Origin of the sequence: Sphingomonas desiccabilis (assembly GCF_004135605.1) — a bacterium.
Lineage (GTDB): Bacteria > Pseudomonadota > Alphaproteobacteria > Sphingomonadales > Sphingomonadaceae > Sphingomonas > Sphingomonas desiccabilis.
This window is the reverse complement of sequence record NZ_SDPT01000002.1, coordinates 975599-994856: the sequence shown is the minus strand read 5'-3', so window position 1 is coordinate 994856 and position 19258 is coordinate 975599. Positions and strand designations below refer to the sequence as shown.

23 protein-coding genes are annotated in these 19258 nt (G+C 67.2%); 5 read left to right on the top strand and 18 right to left on the bottom strand.

Annotated features, from left to right (window positions below; all coding sequences use genetic code 11):
• Positions 1-23: 23 nt before the first annotated feature.
• From EO081_RS12875 to EO081_RS12865, 3 genes are all read left to right on the top strand, one after another.
• A complete protein-coding gene (locus EO081_RS12875) occupies positions 24-1001 on the top strand; it encodes an MDR/zinc-dependent alcohol dehydrogenase-like family protein (protein ID WP_240697662.1) in 978 nt (325 codons plus the stop codon).
• Positions 998-1984: a Gfo/Idh/MocA family protein gene (locus tag EO081_RS12870; RefSeq protein ID WP_129342279.1), complete on the top strand. Its 987-nt coding sequence runs from the start codon at positions 998-1000 to the stop codon at positions 1982-1984. Before EO081_RS12875 ends, EO081_RS12870 begins: the two co-directional genes overlap by 4 nt.
• Before the next feature lie 65 nt (positions 1985-2049).
• Positions 2050-2946 carry a bestrophin family protein gene (locus EO081_RS12865; protein WP_129342278.1) on the top strand — a complete coding sequence of 299 codons (897 nt, stop codon included), beginning with the start codon at positions 2050-2052 and terminating at the stop codon, positions 2944-2946.
• A 1-nt stretch (position 2947) separates the two neighbouring features.
• Here EO081_RS12865 and EO081_RS12860 read toward each other — a convergent pair whose 3' ends face one another.
• Positions 2948-3349, bottom strand: a complete 402-nt coding sequence (locus EO081_RS12860) for a MerC domain-containing protein (RefSeq protein WP_129342277.1) — start codon at positions 3347-3349, stop codon at positions 2948-2950.
• Between the two features lie 129 nt (positions 3350-3478).
• On the opposite strand from EO081_RS12860, the gene EO081_RS17085 reads away from it, so the two are divergent.
• Both EO081_RS17085 and EO081_RS17080 read left to right on the top strand, forming a co-directional pair.
• On the top strand, positions 3479-3709 hold the full coding sequence (locus EO081_RS17085) for a hypothetical protein (protein WP_221215040.1): 231 nt from the start codon (positions 3479-3481) through the stop codon (positions 3707-3709).
• A 315-nt stretch (positions 3710-4024) separates the two neighbouring features.
• Complete coding sequence (locus EO081_RS17080) at positions 4025-4282, top strand: hypothetical protein (protein WP_240697661.1); 258 nt, start codon at positions 4025-4027, stop codon at positions 4280-4282.
• Between the two features lie 13 nt (positions 4283-4295).
• Here EO081_RS17080 and EO081_RS12850 read toward each other — a convergent pair whose 3' ends face one another.
• The 17 genes from EO081_RS12850 to EO081_RS12775 form a co-directional block, all read right to left on the bottom strand.
• Positions 4296-5309 (bottom strand): inorganic phosphate transporter, encoded by a 1014-nt coding sequence (locus tag EO081_RS12850; RefSeq protein ID WP_129342275.1) that lies wholly within the window; start codon positions 5307-5309, stop codon positions 4296-4298.
• A 9-nt stretch (positions 5310-5318) separates the two neighbouring features.
• The gene (locus EO081_RS12845; RefSeq protein WP_240697660.1) at positions 5319-6380 is read right to left on the bottom strand and encodes a DUF47 family protein; all 1062 of its coding nucleotides are present in this window, start codon (positions 6378-6380) and stop codon (positions 5319-5321) included.
• A gap of 252 nt (positions 6381-6632) precedes the next feature.
• On the bottom strand, positions 6633-7406 hold the full coding sequence (locus EO081_RS12840; RefSeq protein ID WP_165284623.1) for a MipA/OmpV family protein: 774 nt from the start codon (positions 7404-7406) through the stop codon (positions 6633-6635).
• Between the two features lie 121 nt (positions 7407-7527).
• Positions 7528-8319 carry a hypothetical protein gene (locus tag EO081_RS12835; RefSeq protein WP_129342272.1) on the bottom strand — a complete coding sequence of 264 codons (792 nt, stop codon included), beginning with the start codon at positions 8317-8319 and terminating at the stop codon, positions 7528-7530.
• 75 nt (positions 8320-8394) lie between these two features.
• On the bottom strand, positions 8395-9138 hold the full coding sequence (locus EO081_RS12830) for an SDR family oxidoreductase (protein ID WP_129342271.1): 744 nt from the start codon (positions 9136-9138) through the stop codon (positions 8395-8397).
• Positions 9135-10187 carry a zinc-dependent alcohol dehydrogenase gene (locus EO081_RS12825; RefSeq protein ID WP_129342270.1) on the bottom strand — a complete coding sequence of 351 codons (1053 nt, stop codon included), beginning with the start codon at positions 10185-10187 and terminating at the stop codon, positions 9135-9137. The genes EO081_RS12830 and EO081_RS12825 overlap by 4 nt, the downstream gene beginning before the upstream one ends.
• A 39-nt stretch (positions 10188-10226) precedes the next feature.
• A complete protein-coding gene (locus tag EO081_RS12820; protein ID WP_129342269.1) occupies positions 10227-10967 on the bottom strand; it encodes an SDR family oxidoreductase in 741 nt (246 codons plus the stop codon).
• A 2-nt stretch (positions 10968-10969) separates the two neighbouring features.
• Positions 10970-13192 (bottom strand): hypothetical protein, encoded by a 2223-nt coding sequence (locus tag EO081_RS12815; RefSeq protein WP_129342268.1) that lies wholly within the window; start codon positions 13190-13192, stop codon positions 10970-10972.
• Positions 13193-13304: 112 nt separating this feature from the next.
• Positions 13305-14324 carry a patatin-like phospholipase family protein gene (locus EO081_RS12810; RefSeq protein ID WP_165284622.1) on the bottom strand — a complete coding sequence of 340 codons (1020 nt, stop codon included), beginning with the start codon at positions 14322-14324 and terminating at the stop codon, positions 13305-13307.
• 37 nt (positions 14325-14361) lie between these two features.
• A complete protein-coding gene (locus EO081_RS12805) occupies positions 14362-14610 on the bottom strand; it encodes a glutaredoxin domain-containing protein (RefSeq protein WP_129342266.1) in 249 nt (82 codons plus the stop codon).
• 220 nt (positions 14611-14830) lie between these two features.
• Positions 14831-15292 carry a DUF2243 domain-containing protein gene (locus EO081_RS12800; protein ID WP_129342265.1) on the bottom strand — a complete coding sequence of 154 codons (462 nt, stop codon included), beginning with the start codon at positions 15290-15292 and terminating at the stop codon, positions 14831-14833.
• A complete protein-coding gene (locus EO081_RS16880; RefSeq protein WP_165284620.1) occupies positions 15289-15522 on the bottom strand; it encodes a hypothetical protein in 234 nt (77 codons plus the stop codon). Before EO081_RS16880 ends, EO081_RS12800 begins: the two co-directional genes overlap by 4 nt.
• A gap of 50 nt (positions 15523-15572) precedes the next feature.
• Positions 15573-16481 carry a formate/nitrite transporter family protein gene (locus EO081_RS12795; RefSeq protein WP_240697659.1) on the bottom strand — a complete coding sequence of 303 codons (909 nt, stop codon included), beginning with the start codon at positions 16479-16481 and terminating at the stop codon, positions 15573-15575.
• Entirely contained in the window at positions 16456-17121 is a 666-nt protein-coding gene (locus EO081_RS12790; RefSeq protein WP_165284619.1) for an HAD family hydrolase, read from the bottom strand. The genes EO081_RS12795 and EO081_RS12790 overlap by 26 nt, the downstream gene beginning before the upstream one ends.
• Positions 17122-17212: 91 nt before the next feature.
• The gene (locus EO081_RS12785; protein WP_129342263.1) at positions 17213-18070 is read right to left on the bottom strand and encodes a type 1 glutamine amidotransferase; all 858 of its coding nucleotides are present in this window, start codon (positions 18068-18070) and stop codon (positions 17213-17215) included.
• Positions 18071-18140: 70 nt separating this feature from the next.
• Entirely contained in the window at positions 18141-18917 is a 777-nt protein-coding gene (locus EO081_RS12780) for a DUF72 domain-containing protein (RefSeq protein WP_129342262.1), read from the bottom strand.
• Positions 18918-18928: 11 nt separating this feature from the next.
• Entirely contained in the window at positions 18929-19258 is a 330-nt protein-coding gene (locus EO081_RS12775) for a hypothetical protein (protein WP_206364380.1), read from the bottom strand.

The window sequence follows — 19258 nt, the reverse complement described above, 5'->3', positions numbered from 1 at the left end:
CCAACATCGAGCCAGGAATGACGATGACCGAAACGATGCGCGCGGCGGTACTCGCCGCGCCCGCGACGATGGAGTTGCAGCAGGTGCCCCTTCCCGAACCCGGCCGCGGCCAGGTGCGGGTGAAGCTGGAGGGCTGCGGCGTCTGCGCCTCCAACGTCGAGCCGTTCGAGGGCCAGCCCTGGTCGCAGTTCCCGGGCGAACCCGGCGGCATGGGCCACGAGGGCTGGGGCGCGGTCGATGCGCTCGGCCCGGACGTGACCGAAGTCGCGATCGGCGACCGCGTGGCCATGCTGTCGGGCAAGTCCTACGCCGAATTTGACGTCGCCAGTGTGGACGCGCTCGTGAAGCTGCCCGCGGCGCTCGCGGGCCAGCCTTTCCCGGGTGAGCCACTGGGATGCGCGTTCAACATCTTCCGCCGGACGGACGTGCAGGCGGGGCAGACGGTGGCGATCGTCGGCATCGGCTTCCTGGGTGCGGTGCTGACGCGGCTGGCGACTGAGGCGGGAGCGCGGGTGATCGCGATCTCGCGCCGCCAGTCCTCGCTCGATCTCGCCCGTCACTATGGCGCGGCCGAGACGATCGTGATGGACGACCACTGGCGCATCCTGGAGGATGTGAAGCGGCTCACCGACGGCACCGGCTGCGAGCGGGTGATCGAGTGCGTCGGCAAGCAATGGCCGCTCGACCTGGCGGGCGAACTCGTGCGCGAGGGCGGCCGGCTGGTGATCGCGGGCTATCACCAGGACGGCCCCCGCCAGGTCAACATGCAGATGTGGAACTGGAAGGGCATCGACATCGCCAGCGCGCACGAGCGCGATCCGGCGGTGAACCTGCGCGGCCTGCGCGAGGCGGTCGAGGCGGTGGCGTCCGGACGACTTGACCCGACACCGCTCTACACCCACCGCTATGCGCTCGACCGGCTGGACGAGGCGCTGTTCGCGACGCGCGACAAGCCCGACGGCTTCGTGAAGGCGCTGGTGACGTTCGGAGAGCCGGCATGACCGGCCCGAAGCTCGGCTTCTTGGGCGTCGGCTGGATCGGCCGCCACCGCATGGAGGCGATGCTCGCCACCGGCACGGTCGAGGCGGCGGCGATCAGCGATCCCTCGCCCGAGATGGTGGCGGAAGCGCGCAAGCTCGCGCCCGACGCAGCGGTGGTCGACTCGCTCGACGCGATGCTGGCGCTCGGGCTCGACGGGGTGGTGATCGCCACGCCGAGCGCGTTGCACGCGGCGCAGTCCATCCATGCGCTGGAGGCCGGCTGCGCGGTTTTCTGCCAGAAGCCGCTCGGCCGCAGCGCCGCCGAGGCGCGGGCGGTGGTCGATGCCGCGCGCCGTGCCGACCGGCTGCTGTCGGTGGACTTCTCCTATCGCTTCACCGCGGCCATGCAGGCGATCGCGCCGCTCGTACGGGACGGGTCGCTCGGTCATGTCCATGCGATCGACCTGACCTTTCACAACGCTTACGGCCCGGACAAGCCGTGGTTCTACGATCCCGCGCTGTCGGGCGGCGGCTGCGTGATGGATCTGGGCGTGCATCTGGTCGACCTGGCGCTCTGGACGCTCGGCTTCCCCGAGGTCGTGGAAGTTACCTCGCACCTGTCGAGCGGCGGACAGCCGCTTGCCGACCCGCAAAGCCAGGTCGAGGACTATGCCGTCGCTACGCTGCTCCTCGCCGAGGGTACCGTGGTTCGGCTCGCCTGCTCCTGGCGCCTGCCCGCAGGCCAGGATGCGGTGATCGAGGCGAGCTTCTACGGAACCGGGGGCGCCGCCGCGCTCCGCAACCTGGACGGCTCCTTCTACGATTTCCGCGCCGAGCGATTCGACGGCACGGCGCGCAGTCTGCTGGCCGATCCACCCGACGCCTGGGGCGGTCGTGCCGCGGCAGACTGGGCCGAGCGGCTGGCCCATTCCCGGCACTTCGCCGAGGATGCCGAGGAACTGGTGCGCAGTGCCGAGGTGCTCGACCGTATCTACGGCCGCTGACGAAGGGGCTTGCACCGACTCAGGCGCATGGCGGAACCGGGGAGCCCGTCCCTTGAGGCTTGCCGATGATCGTCCTCCCTCGCCCCACCCTCCGGGACATCCTGTTCCGCGTCCGTGGGTCGATCATCCGCAGCATCGCTTCCCGCCTGGCGGCGATGCTGCTGATCGCCATCGCCGCCGTGCTGCTGGCCGGGCGCACCCCGGCCGTGCTCGCCCAGCTCGGCGCGATCCCGTTCACGCTGATCGGCCTGGCGCTGTCGATCTTCATGAGCTTCCGGAACAGCGCCTGCTACGATCGGTGGTGGGAAGGCCGCAAGCTGTGGGGCCAGCTGATCATCGACGCTCGCACCTTCGCCCGCCAGACCGCGCACCTTGCGCCGGAAACCCGAACGCCGCTGCTGATGGGGCTCGTCGGGTTCAGTCACGGCTTGGCAGCGCGCCTGCGCGGCAAGCCCGAAGCGGCCGTGATCGCCCCCTGGTTCGACTTGGCTGACGAGCCAGACCAGCCAAACCCGACCGATGCAGCCTTGCGGGCGGTCGGCCGCGCATGCAGCCGGCTGGTGGAGGACGGCCATATCAGCGACATCCGCTACTCGGTGCTGGAACAGCCCCTGACCGGCCTCGCCCAGGTACAGGCTGGATGCGAACGCATCAAGGCGACGCCCCTGCCTTACGCCTATTCGCTGCTTCTTCACCGCACGGCCTATACCTTTTGCCTGCTGCTGCCCTTCGCACTGGCGCAATCGCTAGGCTGGTGGACGCCGCTAGTCGTGCTGGTGGTCTGCTATACCTTCTTCGGGCTCGACGCCTTGGGGGACGAAATGGAGGACCCGTTCGGGGAAGAGACGAACGACCTGCCGCTCGACGCCCTCGTCCGCACGGTGGAGCGGGAACTGCTGGCAGCCGTGGGACGGACCGATCTGCCGCCGCCTCTCCTCCCGAAGGACGCGGTGCTGCTCTAGCTCAAGCGGTCATGGCCGCCGGGCGGCTGCTGGCATGCCAGTTCCAGCCGTGCCCCAACGCCAACAGCAGCGCACCAGCGACGCTCAGCGTCACCTCCACCACGGGCCCGGTGGGCAAGAAAGCCCCGGCACCCAGCAGCGGCAGTCCGAGCGCGGCGATCACCAGCGGTAGCGGGTGGCGGTGGCGGCGAAAGCCCAGCCCCAGCGCGACCGCGCTCGTCGGGACGGCAAAGGCGAAGGCAAGCGCGTGGAAGCTTTCCGGCAGCGTCAGGAATGCAGCGAGCATGGGCACCGCGACGATGAGCACAGGCAGCAGCAGGCAGTGCGCCAGGCAGAGCAGCGACGCTCCCATCGCTGCGCCGTCCAGCCATTGCTGCCGCCGCGCGGTCGTCTCACGATTCATGTTTGCACCTCAACGCTACCGAGCGCGCGAGATGATACTTTGTATCATGGACGTCAAGAGCACCCATTGGGGAAGGTTGCGCGGCCGTCCGCGAGGCCGCTACCCTCTCGATCCGAGAACGAGAGGATCATGCGTCGTTCGATCAACCGCGGGCTCGGATGCGCATTGCCGCTCGTCGCACTCGTCGGGTGCGTGCATGCGCCTGCCCCGCCCGCGCTCGGCGCGAACGCCCGCTATATCGCGATGGGCAGTTCCTTTGCGGCCGGCCCCGGCATCGCCGAGCCTGTCGCCACGCCTGCTGCCTGCTGCGGGCGATCGACGAACATCTACGCGCATCAGTCGCCCGCATCCGCGGACTGACGCTGGTCGACGTCACCTGCTTGGGCGCCACCACGGCGCACATCCTCGGCCCGTGGAACGAGCTGGCAGCGCAGCTGGACGCGCTCACTCCCGACACGGCGCTGGCGACGGTCACGATCGGCGGCAACGACGTGAACTATGTCGGCAACCTGATGAACGCCGCGGCCGGGCGTGCGATTCAGCCGCCGAGCGAACAGGCCTGGGAACGGCTCGCGCAGAGCTTCGACCGGATCGCCGCGGAAGTGCATCGACGCGCGCCCGGCGCCCGGCTGGTGTTCGTCGATTATCTCAGGCTGCTGGCCAAAGGTCGGCCCTGTGCCGGAACGCCGGTCTCTCCGGCGCAGGCGGACATGCTTCGGGCGGCGGGTCGAGGAGGCGACCGCCGCAGCCGCGCGCCGGGCGGGCGCCGGCCTGATCCGCGCCTCGGCGCTGTCGCGCGGGCACGACGTCTGGGACGCCGAGCCGTGGGCGAGTGGCTATGCGGCGGGGGGCAAGGGCCCGGTCCCGTACCACCCGAACCGCGACGGCATGCGTGCCGTCGCGCAGGCACTCGACGCGAGCCTGCCGCGCTAGGCGCGGCTGCCGTTCAGAACAGCCGCGTCAGGAGGTAGAAGAGCGCGCCGACCGCGGCCGATGCCGGAATGGTGATGATCCAGGCGACGACCACGCTGCTCGCCACACCCCAGCGCACCGCCGAGGCGCGCCGCGCGGTGCCGGCGCCGATCACCGAACCGGTGATGGTGTGGGTGGTCGAGACGGGAATGCCGAGCAGCGACGCAGAGAACAGCACGATGGAACCCGAGAGCGACGCGCTGAACCCCTGGTGCTGGGACAGCTTGGTAATGCGCGAGCCCATCGTCTCGATGATCTTCCACCCGCCGGTCAGCGTGCCGAGCGCGATCGCCACATAGCAGCTGATCGCCACCCAGTGCGGAACCTCGAATTCGCCCTGCAGATAGCCGGTCGAATAGAGCAGCACGGTGATGATCCCCATCGTCTTCTGGGCATCGTTCAGGCCGTGGCTGAGCGAATAAGCGCCCGAGGAGACGAGGTGCAGCGCCCGGAACGACTTTTCTGCGGCGCGGGAGCTCGCACGGGAAAAGAGCCAGCTGGTGACCAGCATCACGACCATCGCCAGGATCATGCCGATGGTGGGCGACAGCACGATCGCGATCAGCGTCTTGTTGAGCCCGCCCCACTGGATGCCGGTCAGGCCGGCATGGGCGACGCCGGAGCCGATCATGCCGCCGACCAGGGCATGGCTGGACGAGGACGGCAGCCCCTTCAGCCAGGTGACGACGTTCCAGAACATCGCGCCGACGAGCGCCCCGAAGACCACCGCGGGGGTGATCAGGTCCTTGTCGATCAGCCCCTGGCCGATCGTGTCGGCGACCTTGTGCAGCGCCGGAAAGGCGATCGTCAGAAAATAGGCGGCGAAGTTGAACACCGCCGCGAAGGCGACGGCGTGGACGGGGCGCAGCAGCCGGGTGGCCACCACGGTCGCGATCGAGTTCGCCGCGTCATGCAGGCCGTTCAGGAAGTCGAACGCGAGCGCGACCAGGATCAACCCGATCAGCAGCGGCAGGGCGAGTTCGTGCATGGGGGTGCGTCAGGCGTGATCGACGACGATGCCGTCGATCTCGTTCGCCACGTCCTCAAACGCGTCGACGATGCGCTCCAGGTGCTTGTAGATTTCGCGCTGGACCGAGAAGCGCAGCGCGTCCTGCGGCCCCAATTCCTTGAACGCCCGCTTCAGGCCGGCCGCGTGGATCTCGTCGGCATGGCTTTCCATCCGGACCAGGCGTTCGGTCAGCTCGTGGAGACGCCCGCCGTTGCTTGCGAGGTCGCGGAGCAGCGGCATCGCCTCGGCAGTGATGCGCGACGCGTCGACGATGATCGCCGCCATGTCCTTCATCTCCTGCTCGAACTGCGTCACCTCGTAGAGGTCGATCGCCTGGACGGCGGCCTGCATCTCGTCGATCGCATCGTCCATCGAGCCGATCAGGCTGATGATCGCGCCGCGGTCGAACGGCGTCAGGAAGGTCTCGCGGACGGTGCGCAGCACCTCGCGGATGATGTCGTCGGCGTCGTGCTCGCGCTCGATCACCTCTTGGATGTGGTCGCGATTACCGTCCTGCAGCAGCCGCGCGAGGGCATCCGCGCCGGCCGTCACCGTCACGGCATGCGCCTCGAACATCTCGAAGAAATTGCCGGTCTTCGGAAGCAGCCGTTGAAACCATCCGAACATGCGATTCACCTTAGACTTTTCGGCCACCGTGCTGAGCAGATCGGTGCGCCGTATTGCTGCTTTCATTTCCGAAGGGCCGAAGGAACGGATCAGTTCGCGCAGGTCCGGCTCCTCGACCGCGGCCGCAGCCTCGGACAAGCTGAACCAGCGACGCTCGCGCTGCGACTGTTCCTTCCAGCTGTCGAGTTCCTGGCTGACCGCCAGCGGAAACACCTCGACGTCGAGCATCAGCGAGGCGCCGTTGCGCCGCCGCTTGCGATAGCGATAGGAGCCCAGGGAGGTCGGGCAGACGAGGCCCAGAACGCCCGCCTCCTCCTCTGCCTCCAGTGCGGCGCCGGCATGCGGCGCGACTCCCTTGTCCAGATTCCCCTTCGGGATCACCCAGCGCTTGGTCTCGCGCGACGTCACCAGCAGGACGCGCACGGACGCATCGATGGCGGGACCTTCGGTACGATACGGTAAGGCGGCAATCTGGCGAATGAAGGGAACTCCGTGGCGGGCGGGGCCCGTTACAATCTGCGCATGGCTTGGCGCAAGCCAATCCGGTGGGCCTCCGTTTTGATCCTGGCCGATCCATGTCCGGCAACCTCCCGCAAAAGCCTTAATGGAAGGTGCGGACGCTGATTTGACCTGATGCCGGCGGGCGGCAATGCCGCGGCTCTCAGCCGCTCCAACTCATCGGAAGGTGTAGCTCAAGGCGACGCCACCCGACAGCTGGTTCCGGGAGCCGAAGTTGCGCACGACGGGGGAGCGGCCGGGGTCCCCCACCAGACGGTCGTACTTCGCGTAGCTGTAGATCCCCCAGCGCGGCGTCAGCTGGTAGAGGAAGCCGGTCGCCGCACCCACCGCCTGCAACCCGCCATCGGCCCGGTACGGGGAAAGCCCGCTCGTGGCCGCCGTCTCGTCGCTGATGCCGAAGTAAGCGCGGTTGTAGCGGCCGTTCGCGAAGGTGGCCCGCGGCCCGATGGAGAACAGCCATTGGTCGCCGTCGCGCGCGACATAGTCGGCGCTGACGGTGCCGATCAGCCCCTTGTGCCCCCCTAATCCCTGCCGGAACTCGGTGCGGAGCCGGAAGGCCGGCGCGACCTCATATTGCACGAAGCCGCCAAGCTCGACGGTGAAGCCCACCTTCGGCAACACGCCGTCGGTATCGTTGCGCGAACGCTTGCCTTCCACGCCGAACGCCACGCCGAACTGCCAGCCATTGCTGCGCGCCACGATCGGCCCGGAGCTTTCGTCGGGTGCCTCGAACGGGAACGGGTCGTCGCCACGGGCGCGGGCGACGTCGATCAGCGGGCGCACGCTGACCGAGTCGGATCCCGGGAAGCTCGGCACAAGTTGCGGGCCAAGCGCGATCCGGGTTCTCCGCGGAGCGCGTTCCTCGCGCTCCTCCTGCCCATAGGCAGCAGTGCCGGTCGCGAGCAAAGCCAGCGACAGTGCCCCCCCCATATTCCTGCGTGCTTTGCTTGACCTCATGCAGACGGCACCTCCTCAGGAGTATTTGACGAAGCTTACCTGTATGAGGCTTCTGCCGGCCTTCGGTTTACGGGAAAGTTCTTCTTAGAAGTACTTACCCGAACCAGCGGGAAGCGCCAGCACGGCGCATGCCCAGCAGAGCGCCGGCGACGACCAGCAGCGCCGCCACGGCAGTGGAAGCCGCAATGATGCCCGCCTGCTGCCCGCCGGAGGCATAGATGGCGGAAAGTGCCCAGAGGAATACGAGCGCATAGGGCGGGTTGCCCGATCCGCGGAACAGCGCCGCTGCGGCGATGATGCCGCCCACCAGCACGACGAGCGCCGTCACCACCGCACCCCCTTCGACTTCCACGCCATGAAAGCGCAGCGCTGCGGCGATGTTCACGATGGTCGCCGCCGTCAGCCAGGCAGAGAGCGCGCTCAGCGGCAACACCGCAAACCAGCGCTGACCGGTCGTGAAGCGCGATTTCCAGTCGGAGATCCGCCGATAGGCCGTGAGGAGGCACAGCAGCGTGAACACGATGATGCCCACCGAGATCACCGTCAGCCCGGCAAGCTGCGTGTAGGCAGCCCAGAGGGCGTTACCCAGAAACGCCCCCGCCGCCGGCCAACGGAGCTGCGCCACCAGCGCGTCGTTCCGCTGTCCAGGGAGCAACTGGTAGATCGCGAACAGCATCGATCCGAGGTAGAGCGGGCCCCAGATCGAGAAGGCCCAGCCTGCCGGCGTGATCAGCGTCCGGACCTCGTCGGACTGGGAACCGATCGGCTCACCGATCCCCAGCGACGGAAGCACCGGCGTCAGGATCTGCAGAACCGCCATCAGAATGACGGCGGCGCGGGGCGCGGTATCGGCGGGCGACGGGTGCGAAGGGGCGAAGCTGGACATGGCGGCAGAACGCGCAGCGATGCTGCCGGTTGCGGCGGCCTCGCGCCCGCCGCCGCAGCGCCCGGAGGGTAGGTCCTAGTAGATCTTCTGGTGCAAGGGCTCGATACGGAGCGTCACGACATCGACGCCGCGGGGCCGGGTCGCCGCATAGAGGATGGCATCGGCGACCTCGGCCGGCGGCAGCATCTGGAATTCCTCGATGAAGCGGCTCCGCTCCTCGGCCGAATAGGGCTGCATGGCGGATCCGATCGCACCGGGTTCGATCAACGTCAGGCGGATGCGCTCCGGCATCAGTTCCTTGCGCAGCGTCTCGGCAAAGGAGGCGACGCCGCCCTTGGCGGCATTGTAGACGCTTTCGCCCACCGCCTTGATGTGAACGCTGATCGATCCGACGAGCACGATCATGCCGTGGTCGATCCCGGCCGCGCGAATCCGCTCGATGGCGGCGCGGGTGCAGCCGACGTAACTCGCCAGATTGCTTTCGAGCACGTAGCGCCAGCCCGCATCGTCCATTTCCATGAGCGGTCCCGACCCGACCCCGGCACAGGCGATGACCATGTCCAGGCCGCCAAGCTTCTCGTCCACCGCCGTGAAGAGCGCAGCGATGCCCGCACTGGTGGAGAGATCGGCCGCGAAATCGTGAAGCGGTGCGCCGCGGCCGAGCTCCGCCGCCACGCCGGCAAGGTCTGCCTCCGGACGATCGGTGATCAGGATGTGCGCCCCTGCCCCGACCATGCGGGCCGCGACCGCCCGGCCGACACCACCGGCGCCTCCCGTGATCAGGACCCGCCTGCCCGCAAGGATCGACCCGTCGATCAAAGCGTGATCGCCACGAAGACGGCGCCGGTTTCCTGCTTGCGATCGGCCGTGTCGAAGGCCTCATTGATGCGGTCGAGCGGGAAGCGATGGGTGATCAGTTTCTTCACGTCGATGCGCCCCTTCGCGATCAGGTCCAGCACCATCCCTTGTTCGCGGTAGATCTGGTGCATGGCAAAGCTGGCGCTGGGGATCAGCTGGATCTCGGACATCTGGATGCGCTGCCATTCGAGCGGGATCGCCGTCTCGCCCGCATCGAAGCCGCCGACGATCACGACCTTGCCGGCACGGCGCACCATCCTGGTGGCCTGGGGGAGCGTCTGCGGCATCGACTCGCCGCCCGCGCATTCGAAGACGATGTCCGCGCCGCGTCCGCCGGTGAAGGCCTTCACCCGCTCGACGGCATCCTCGGTGGCGCTGTTCACCACCGCATCGGCACCCAGCTCCCGTGCGAGTTCCAGCGCGCTTTCCACCACATCGCAGATGATCACGTCGGCGCCGCTCGCCTTTGCCAACATCATCTGCCCAAGGCCGATCGGCCCCGCCCCGATCACCGCCACCGTGTCGTTGATGCCGAGCCCAGACAAATGCTGCGCGTGCAGGCACACCGAAAACGTGTCGATCAGCGACGCTTCCTCGAAGCTCACATGGTCGGGAAGCTTGTAGAACTTCTCGGCCGGGCCGGCGACATATTCGCCATAGGCACGCGACACATATTGGGTCCGCACGTCGTAGAGGTGCTCGCAGATATTGTAGCGCTGGATGCGGCAATAGTCGCAGACGCCATCGCCCATGACCGTTTCGATCACGACGCGGTCGCCGGGCTTCACGTTGGTGACGCCCTCGCCCACTTCCACCACTTCGCCGGCCAGTTCATGCCCCATGATGTGGCATTCCAGCTCCGGCTCGTGCTTTTTCCAGTGGCGCAGGTCGGTCCCGCAGATCCCCGCCACACGCACGCGGGCCAGCACGAAGTCGGATGCGGGCAGGATCGGCCGCTCGACCTCGGTGACGACGAACGTGCCTTCGGCAGTCTTGAGTGCAGCCTTCATCGAGCGGCCGGCTCCTTGTTATGCGATGGGGCGGGAACTTCAGCTCGTCTTCTGCACGCGGGGCTCGATCCGCAGATTGACGACGTCGCAGGCCGAGGAGCGGCTGAGGACGAACAGGATCGCCTCGGCAATCTCCTCGGCCTGGAGCATCTCCTGCTTGGCCACCGCTTCCTGCTTCTCTTCCGGGCTGCACTCCTGCATGTCGGTGTCGACCGAGCCTGGCTGGATCACGCTGACCTTGATGTTCTTGTCCGCGACTTCCTTGCGAAGGGTTTCGGCAAACGCCTGGACCCCGGCCTTGGTCGCGGAATAGACGCTCTCGCCCTCCGCCTTGATCTCGGTGCTGATCGACCCGACGAAGAGCAGGTGCCCGCCGCCCTGTGCCTCCATGCGCGTCATCGCCGCCTTGGCCGACGCGAGATACCCAACCAGGTTGGTCTGGACCACGTAGCGCCAGTCTTCGTCCGCCATCTCGTCCAGCGGATCGGCGCCCAGTGCCGCGCAGGCGACCAGCATGTCGACGCCGCCGAGCTTTTCGTCGACAGCCTGGAAGACGGCCTCGATCCCCTCCTTGGTCGCCGCGTCCGCCGTGATGCCGAACAGGTCGCCACCGCCGCCGGCGCTTTCCAGCGCCTGATCGAGCGCGTGCTGGTTTCGCCCGAAGGTCAGGATGCGAGCGCCTTGCCCGGCAAGAAGTGCGAGGGTCGCGCGACCGATGCCGGTGGTACCGCCCGTCAAAAGGATGCGCTTGCCCGCAAGCGAAGTGTGTTCGATCGCCATGATTATTCCCAGCTGAGGACGATGCGGCCGTTGGCCGGCACGTTGTAGTCGGTGCGGTCTTCCGAGCTGCTGTGGGGGCGGATCGCATCACCGCCCGCGGTGGTGATGCTGCTCTTGGGGAGCTTGCGCCGCTTGAGCCGCACGAGCCGAAGATTGGCGGTGCAGGTCTCCACCCCATCGAGCATGATCGTCACGGCGCGCTCACCGGTCCGCTCGATCCCCCGCACCAGATAGTCGCAGTAAATCCGGAAGGGGGCGTCCTCAATGTCGTGGAAGGCCCGCGATGCGAAGATGAACGCAGCGCCCGCGCCATAGACCTCCTGGCCCACCTGCCCGGCCTGCTGCCCGTCGGGATACAGGTCTTCGACAGGAAAGGAGAGCTTCGGGTCGATGTGCCCGTTGGGCTCCCGCTGCGTGTCCGACACTGCCTCCGGCGGCAGTGCGTCCGGGTAATAGTACCAGGCACGTGACAGGACATATTTGCAGTATTCGCTGATCAGCATGCGCGCTTCGGGTTCGAGTTCCGGGCCGCTGTCGTTCAGGAACCGCTCGAACGCGACGAAGGTGTCGAAGCACTCGTACATCGCCATGTACGGCGCATCCTGAAGGCAGGTGACACCAAGGAAGGTCTCGTAATGCTCGGCATGGCCAATCCGGCTGTCCCACAACACGCAATTGTGGAAGAAGCTCGCCAGGTAGACGTAGCTCTGCTGGAGATAGACTTCGCGATTGGTGATCCGCCACAGGCGCATGCAGGCGGCAGCGCCCCAGGCAGTCAGATTGGCCTGGTAGTTGATGTTGAATCGCAGCCCGATCGCCGCTTCGATCGCGGCGCGCGCCTCGTCCAGATAGCGCTTGTCGTCCGTCAATTCGAACGCCTGCAGCATGACCCAGGCGTAGATGCCGCCCACGTCCGTCTGCCCCCGCCCATCGGCAGGCGCGGTCTTCTCGATGATGGAGAAGTCGGTGACGTTGTACTGGATCGGCCAGCGGTATTCGAAGTGGTGCCCGGCCCGAATGCCGTACTCGAGCGAGGACAGGAACAGCTCCCGCGCATCCGCGTCGCCGTCCAGCGCCAGGATGCCGAGGTTGAGCAGCGGGTGGTACAGGTACCAGCTGTCGACCGCATCGGCGTCCTTGTCCTTGCCGACGTTGGGAAGATAGCGCCGCAGCGTGGCAAGCTTGGGATCGTAGAACTTGTGCAGCCCGGCCTTCAGCTCGGCTTCCAGGGGATGCGGTTCGCCCCGCCACTTGCCCCAGTCATGCAGGGCGGTGATCACCGACATCTGCACCATGATGTCGGGATACTCCGCTGCGGTATACGGATGGACGTAGCGGTGCCCATAGTGGCGGACGGTCGCCTCCGGCGCTTCGGCCAGGTCACGGGCAGCACGTTCCGCTCGATCCGCCCAGTCGCGATATTCGACCCGCGGAAGCTCCAGGGCCTTGTAAGCGGCGCCCAGCATCTGGATGAACTGGCGCGCGGACTCCCGTTCGTCCGGCGGCGCCATGTAGCGGAACACCACGATCGCGTCGGAGATCGTGACGGTCTTGCCCGGCTCCAGCGCCGCGGACGCCGGATCCTGGTCGCGCTCGGGCGTCGGCAGGAGATAGCCGAGTTCTGGCCATTCCCCGCCCACTACCCCATCCGGCTTGGTGCCCGTGTCGAGGTAGTAGTCGTTCAGCGCGGTCAGGTTCTGGAAGTACAGAACGTTGCCGAAGTCCGGCTCCTCGATGCGAAAGTAGATCAGCCCCCCGTTCAAGTGCCGCTGGGCCGCTTCGACCGTGCCGCTTGCGGCAACCGGATCATCCTCGCGCCCGAGGGGATAGAGGTCCCGCGGCGCAAAAGGGATGAGGATCGACGTTTCAGGGGTCAGACAAACGGTGATGCGCAGGATCTCCAGCGCCTCCGACCCGATCGAGAAGACAATGCGGTGTTCCCCCATGCCGCTGGTCACCCGAAGGCGAGCCGATTCGCCGGGCCGGGCATCCAGCACCTCACATTCGAACGGCGCCGCGATAAAGGCGGCCCGCAGTGCGAGCGCCCCTTTGCTGGGACGCCGTACGATCGCAAAGACACCGTCCTGAGCGGCGATCACCTCCACCTCGAGCTCCCCCGAGCGGAATCGGGCAAGCGGCTTTCTGGGGCGACGGAGATCCTCTCGCAGCGCCAGGAGGTAGGGGCTCACTGGCAGCATCTCCTTCGAGATCGCCGTTGTTGCCATCAACACCTCCCTGATCTGCTATGCGCTGTCCTCAATCTCGCCAGCAATCGGGTTGTTCCCACAGAAAAGGGAACATGCGACAAATAGATGGAACCTTTTAACGTAGATTAGCTCAAGCAGAGATCCTGCCATCCCCGGCAGCATCATGAATGGTCATACCATCATGCTCGACGGCGATTTCTCCAGATCGCAATTGATGCACGAGTGCACCGCCATCCCGACGTCCGCTGTTCCACCGCTGCAGCACCGACTGCGGAGAGAAGTCCATCGCCTTGCCGGCGACCTCTTGCTCCTGATCACGATAGGCCGTGGTCACCAGCGCTACTGAGCGGCACGTCTCCCGCCCCGGACAGCCGCTTTCGAAGAAGGCGCGCCAGCGCGTAAGCGTCCGGCGGGACTGTGCCGCGAACGCGAGATCCTGCATCCGCCCGGCAACCTCTCCGATGGTCTGGGGGCGGCGGGAGGAAAGCGGAAGAAGGTCCGAGGCGATGCACAGGACTGGCGTGGACTCCGGATCGAGCATCACCGGATCGATCGGCAGGTTCATCGACAGTCCGCCGTCTCCCAGGAGGCGTCCCTCGACTTCCACCGCCGGATAGGCGGTGAGCAGGGCTGCGCTCGCGCGGACATGATCGGCCGTCAGCCGCTGCCGCGCGCTATCCAGCAGAACCTCCTCGCCCGTCTCCACGTCGACCGCGACGGCGGTGAAACGCATGGAGCCGTGATTGAGCAGGTCGAAGTCGACGAGGTCTTGAAGCGTGGTGCTCAGCGCCTGCGTGTCATAGACGGCGGGCGAGCTCGCACTCTGATCACGGTGCCACCACGCAGGATAGGAGCCGAGTGGACCGAACATCCCGGCGCGACCTGCCATCAACGTCTCGATCACGGCCCCAGTCCGGCGCCAACCCTCCGGCATTACGTCCCCAGGCATGGGCCAACCCCGCTCGTCCGCCGGACGCCAGAACTTGCGGAGGCGGTCCAATCGATACTCCGGGCGATTGCCGGCGATGATCGCCCCCGTCACCGCACCGATCGAGGTGCCGACGATCCATGCGGGCACGACGCCGCCTTCGTGCAACGCTTCGTACAGGCCGGCATGATAGGCGCCGAGCGCATTGCCGCCGCCGAGCACCAGGACGATCTTCGGATCCGGCACCGCCGTTTGGAGATCAGCTGCTGGCAAGGAAGCGCTCCAGGTCGTCGCTGCCGCCGATCCGCTCCCCGTCGATGAACACCTGTGGGGTGGTGGAGACCCCCTGCTCCTCCTGGTACCGGTCCACTTCCTCGCGGGACCGGAGCAGATGGTCCTCGACCTCGTAGCCGGCGGCTTCCAGCATGGCCTTGGCGCGCACGCCGAAGGGGCAGGTGTGTTCCGGCAGCACCATGCGATACAGCGTTGCCTTGCGTTGCGTACTCATTGGGCGGGCTCCTTGCGTCATCGGCCGGAACATCGTTTCCGGCGCCTGTGGTGTTGGAAACGGCTCTTCAGCGGGGGCTGGACGGGCCACGATCGTTCATCGCCGGCATCGCGGAGATTCCTGGACGCGCCAGAGCGGGAGTGCCTGAAAGCGCGCTCGTCCGGTCCAGAACGCAGCGAGGTCGGAAGCGTTGCGGCCGGCCTGGACGCGTGGCGGGCATTCAATGCTCTCGGCCGTGCCGGCACAGCCACCAGCCGCCCGCGACCATCCCTGCTCCCCACAGCAGGAACAGGCCATCCCAGGCGGAGAGCCCGCTTGGTTCGTAGACGTGGTGGAGTTGCAGGAGGTGGTGGTCGATCACCCCTTCGACCAGGTTGAACAGGCCCCAGCCGATCAGCAGGCTCCCGGCGAGGAGGCCTCCGGAGAGGTCGGCACCCTCCCGACGGCCCGCGCGCCAGAGAAGCGCGATACCTATGGCCGTGATCGTCCAGACGCCCGCGTGGAAGAAGCCGTCCCACACCATGTTCACCTTGGCGCCCACATAGTCGGTGTTCGGGATCCGGGCGGACAGCATGTTGTGAAACTGCAGGATCTGGTGGAACACTATCCCATCCACGAAGCCGCCCATGCCGATGCCGAGCGCAAGGCCGGCGGACAGAAGCGGGCGACGGCTGGCGATCATGGCTGAGACCTTTTCCCGGGCTCCCGGACGACCAGAGCGACCACCGAGAGCAGGAGCATCAGCGGCAATGCGACCGCGCATGCATTCCACCAGAGGTCGGCCGCCAGCAGGCGTTCGCGCACCGAGGCCGCCTGCGGCGAATGACACAGGGTGCATGCGAGCGCCGGCATCGGAAGGAGCGCCGCGGGCGCCAGGACGGCGATCCCGGTCAGGTGCCTGAACCTTGCCATCCCATGCAGACGCCTGGCCGGCGCTAGGGTTCCGGCCGGAGGAACTGCCGCTATTCGTCTTCGCCCGGGTCGAGCTCCCCGTGCACCTGCCCGTGCGCGAGCACCGCGAAGAGGCCCGTGCCGCCGATGATGTTGCCCAACAGCGACGGCAGGATGAGGCGGCCGACGGCGTCGGAAAGACCCACCTCTCCGTGCAGCCACAGCAGCCAGGCCTCTCCCGATCCCGCGACCACATGGGTGAAGCCGCCCAGCGCGATCACATAGGTGATCAGGACGATCACCCAGAACTCGCTGCCCCGGGCGTTGGGCAGGATCCACGCGATCGACGCGACCAGGAAGCCGGCAGGCATGCCGAGCATGAGCGTCGCCATCGCATCGTGCCGGAGCACCGAACGCGAGACCTCGAGCGTGGCGGAGAGTTGCTCGGGCCCGACGATGATCTGGCGAGAGACAAGCAAGGCCACGAACAACGTGCCGGCCATGTTGGCGGCGAATACGGCCGCCCAGAGCCGAAGCAGCCGGCCGAGGTTCCGCCGCGTGGGATGGGTGGCAAGCGGAAGGACCGCCGTCACCGTATTCTCCGTGAACAGTTGAAGGTTGCCCATGATCACGATCACGAACCCAACCGAATAGCCGAGCGATGACACCAGCTCTGCCCAAGGCGCCTCGGGCAGCCGCTCGTGCAGAAACGCCTCGGCCAGGATGGACGCGCTGATCGCGACCCCCGCGGCAAAGCCCGAGAAGAGCAGCGAGGCCAGCGGCCTTCCGAGCTCCTCGTCCCCTTGGAGGCGGATGACTTCGTGGACGACCTTGGGCGAGCCCGAGCGGCGCTCGTCGACGGAGTCGACCTCGTCGTCCGAAAGACCATCCACGGGCTCGGCCTCTGGGCTCGCCTCGCCTCGCAGGTCGTCGTTGCGGGAGCCGGACATCTGCTCAGCGCCCCAACGGGGAGCGGTCATACTCCGCAAGCAGCGCCGCGACATCGTCATAGATCGCGATTGCGCCTGCTTCGCGGAGCGTCTTCTCGGGGAACTTGCCCGACAGCAACGCGATGGTCGCGATGCCGCATTTGCTGGCAGCCTCCACGTCATAGGGGCTGTCGCCGACCACCAACACCTCCTCTGCGGACAGTGGCGCCACCTTCTTCAGTGCAGCCGCGTAGATGTCGGGCGCCGGCTTGGTATGTTCGACGTCCCCGGAGCTCGTGCTGGCGTGGACCAGGCCGCGTGCATCGAGGAGATCGAGATAGTGATCGACCTCCTCGGCCGATGCGGACGAGGCAAGCACCACCGCCTGGCCCGCCGCATGGACCCGGGCGAGCAGGTCATGCGCGCCGGGAAACGGCCGCACCTGTTCCAGCAGGTCGGGCTTGAAGACCGCGCCATGCGCCTCCCCAAGCTGCTCGATCAGCTCCGCGTCCGCATCGGGGATGAGCGTCGGCACCAGCATGTCCTTGCCCTTGCCGATCTGGCCGTGGATGGTCGCGCGGTCGAAATCGGCTTCGATGCTCCGGAATGCTTCCTCCCAGGCGAGCACGTGCATGTCGTTGCTGTCGACCAGCGTCCCGTCGACGTCGAAGAATACGGCTCGATATTTCACGTCGGACGGTTCCCTTCCGGAAAGGTGATGGCGGCAAAGCCGAGGCTCAACGCACGAATGCGCCGGAAGGACCGGCGGACGTCGGCCGCGCTCAGGCGCGGCCCCGGGCGGAGCGGGTCGGCAGCACCAGATGAGTGAGGAAGTTGCGCAGCTCCGTCATGCGCGCACGCTCGTCGGTCACCTGCTCATTCAGCCCCAGCCGCCACGCGAGGTCGCGCCGTTCCGGCTCCCGGTGCAGCCCGTCCACCAGCGCGGCATGGCCTTCCACGTCCCGTTCGTCGAGGGCGAGGCCGTGTTCGATCAGGTCCTTCGACTGGCGGCGAAGGGCAGCGGCGACTTCGCGCAACGAGATTTCGGGATGATATTGCACGCCCCAGAAGATGCCGTTCCCGTGGCGGATCTCGGCTGCCTGGACGCGCGTCACCGAGTTCGACGCCAGCAACCGGGCACCTTCCGGAAGCACGTCGACTTCGTCGGTGTGGATCGCCGGCGCATCGAAGACCGGCGGGCGCCCGTCGAGAAGGAGGTGCCCCTCCCCCGCCGTTCGGCGCGCGATCCTGCGTGCGAAGCCCGCCTCCCGACGCTCCTTCATCGCCCGCACGCTGCCGCCCGCCGCAACCACCGCGACCTGAAGCCCCGCGCAGGAGCCGAAGGCAGGCGTGCCGGACTGGAAAACCGCTCGCATGAAGTCGAGCTCGCGCCGTGTCTCCGGCGTGTCCTCGTACAGATGCAGCGGGGAACCGGTGAGGAACACCGCATCATAGCCTTGCAGGCCGACGGAGCCGGGCACGCTGCTTGCACGGTCGGCGGGCTTCACCCGGTCGCAGCTAGCGTCGGGCGCCAGGGTGCCCAAGCGCTTGAGGAAGGTTTCGCCGGAACTGCGGCCGACACTGTCCCGCCGCTTCTCGCGGGCAGCGGGCGGCTCACTCTCGGCGACAAGGATACGCATGGACGCTCGCGGACAATGAGGCGGGAAATGGCGGGCAGGGTTGCCCCGCCAAGTTGGAGGATGTGAAACGTCAACGATCCCAAATGGTTGCACCCCATGCCGTCGATCGATCCTTGTCGGTGCGGAACGACTCGATGAGCTGCAATGCGTTGGGCAGAGCCGCGCCGGACGCCGTGTTGTCGAAGATCGCCCAGCACTCGGCGGCGTTGATAGCCGCCGGGGTCATCGCGTCGTGAAGGCGCGCGATCGCGGCACCGACGTAGGAAGATCGATAGATGACCGGCGATCCGTGCAGCCGGAAATAGGCCAGCCCGGCCCATCCGCCCGGCTCGGCCGCGCGGGGATGAACCGCAGGGTCGGCGGCCACGCGCGCGACCCCATGATCGCGGAGCAGCTGCTCGGCCGCTTCCTCGAACCAGCTGGGATGCCGGGGTTCGCAGACGATGGCAGGCCCCAGCCGCCCGGCCAGTTCCGTGAAGAACGCGGCCGCGGCTGCCGGTTCGAAGGCAAGGCTGGGCGGCAGTTGCACGAGCGTCGGCCCCCGACTGCTTCCGAGGCCCGCCACCTCGTCCGCGAAGCGATCGAGCAGATCCCCGGATCCGACCAGCTTGTGCTGGTGGGTGATGGTCTTCGGCAGCTTGACCGAGAAGCGGAAGTGCGGCGGGACGCCAGCCGCCCAGCGCGCGTAGGTTGCGGGCCGATGCGGGCGGTGGAAACTGCTGTTGATCTCGGCTGCCAGTAAGTGGCGGGCGTAGCGCTGGAGATGCGTTCCCTCGCCCGGCACCGCGTCGGCGACCTCGCGCGGGATTGACCAGCCGGCAGTACCGATGCGGAACCGCGTCCCCATGGCACCCGCTTCTAGAGCGTCCATATGCGATAGCAGCGGATCAGTATCTCTTCCTGGGAAAAGCGGGCTTCCAGATCCCGCCGGTACCGGGCCCACCAGTCGCGATCCACACTGTCGGCCATGACCTCTGCGGTGATCACCCGATCGCGTGCGGTGCCCTCGCCGCGCCCCGCCGCCCAAAGCCCCTCGGCCGGACTTCGGCTGAACAGGGTGACGCCACCGAACCCCTCCAACAGCTCATCGCGTACCCGGTCGAACATCTCGCGTGCGAAGCGGGTGCCTCCATTAGAAGTGGTCGGCAGGAAAAGCTCGATGAGCCAGCGGGGCTGCAAATCGTCCAC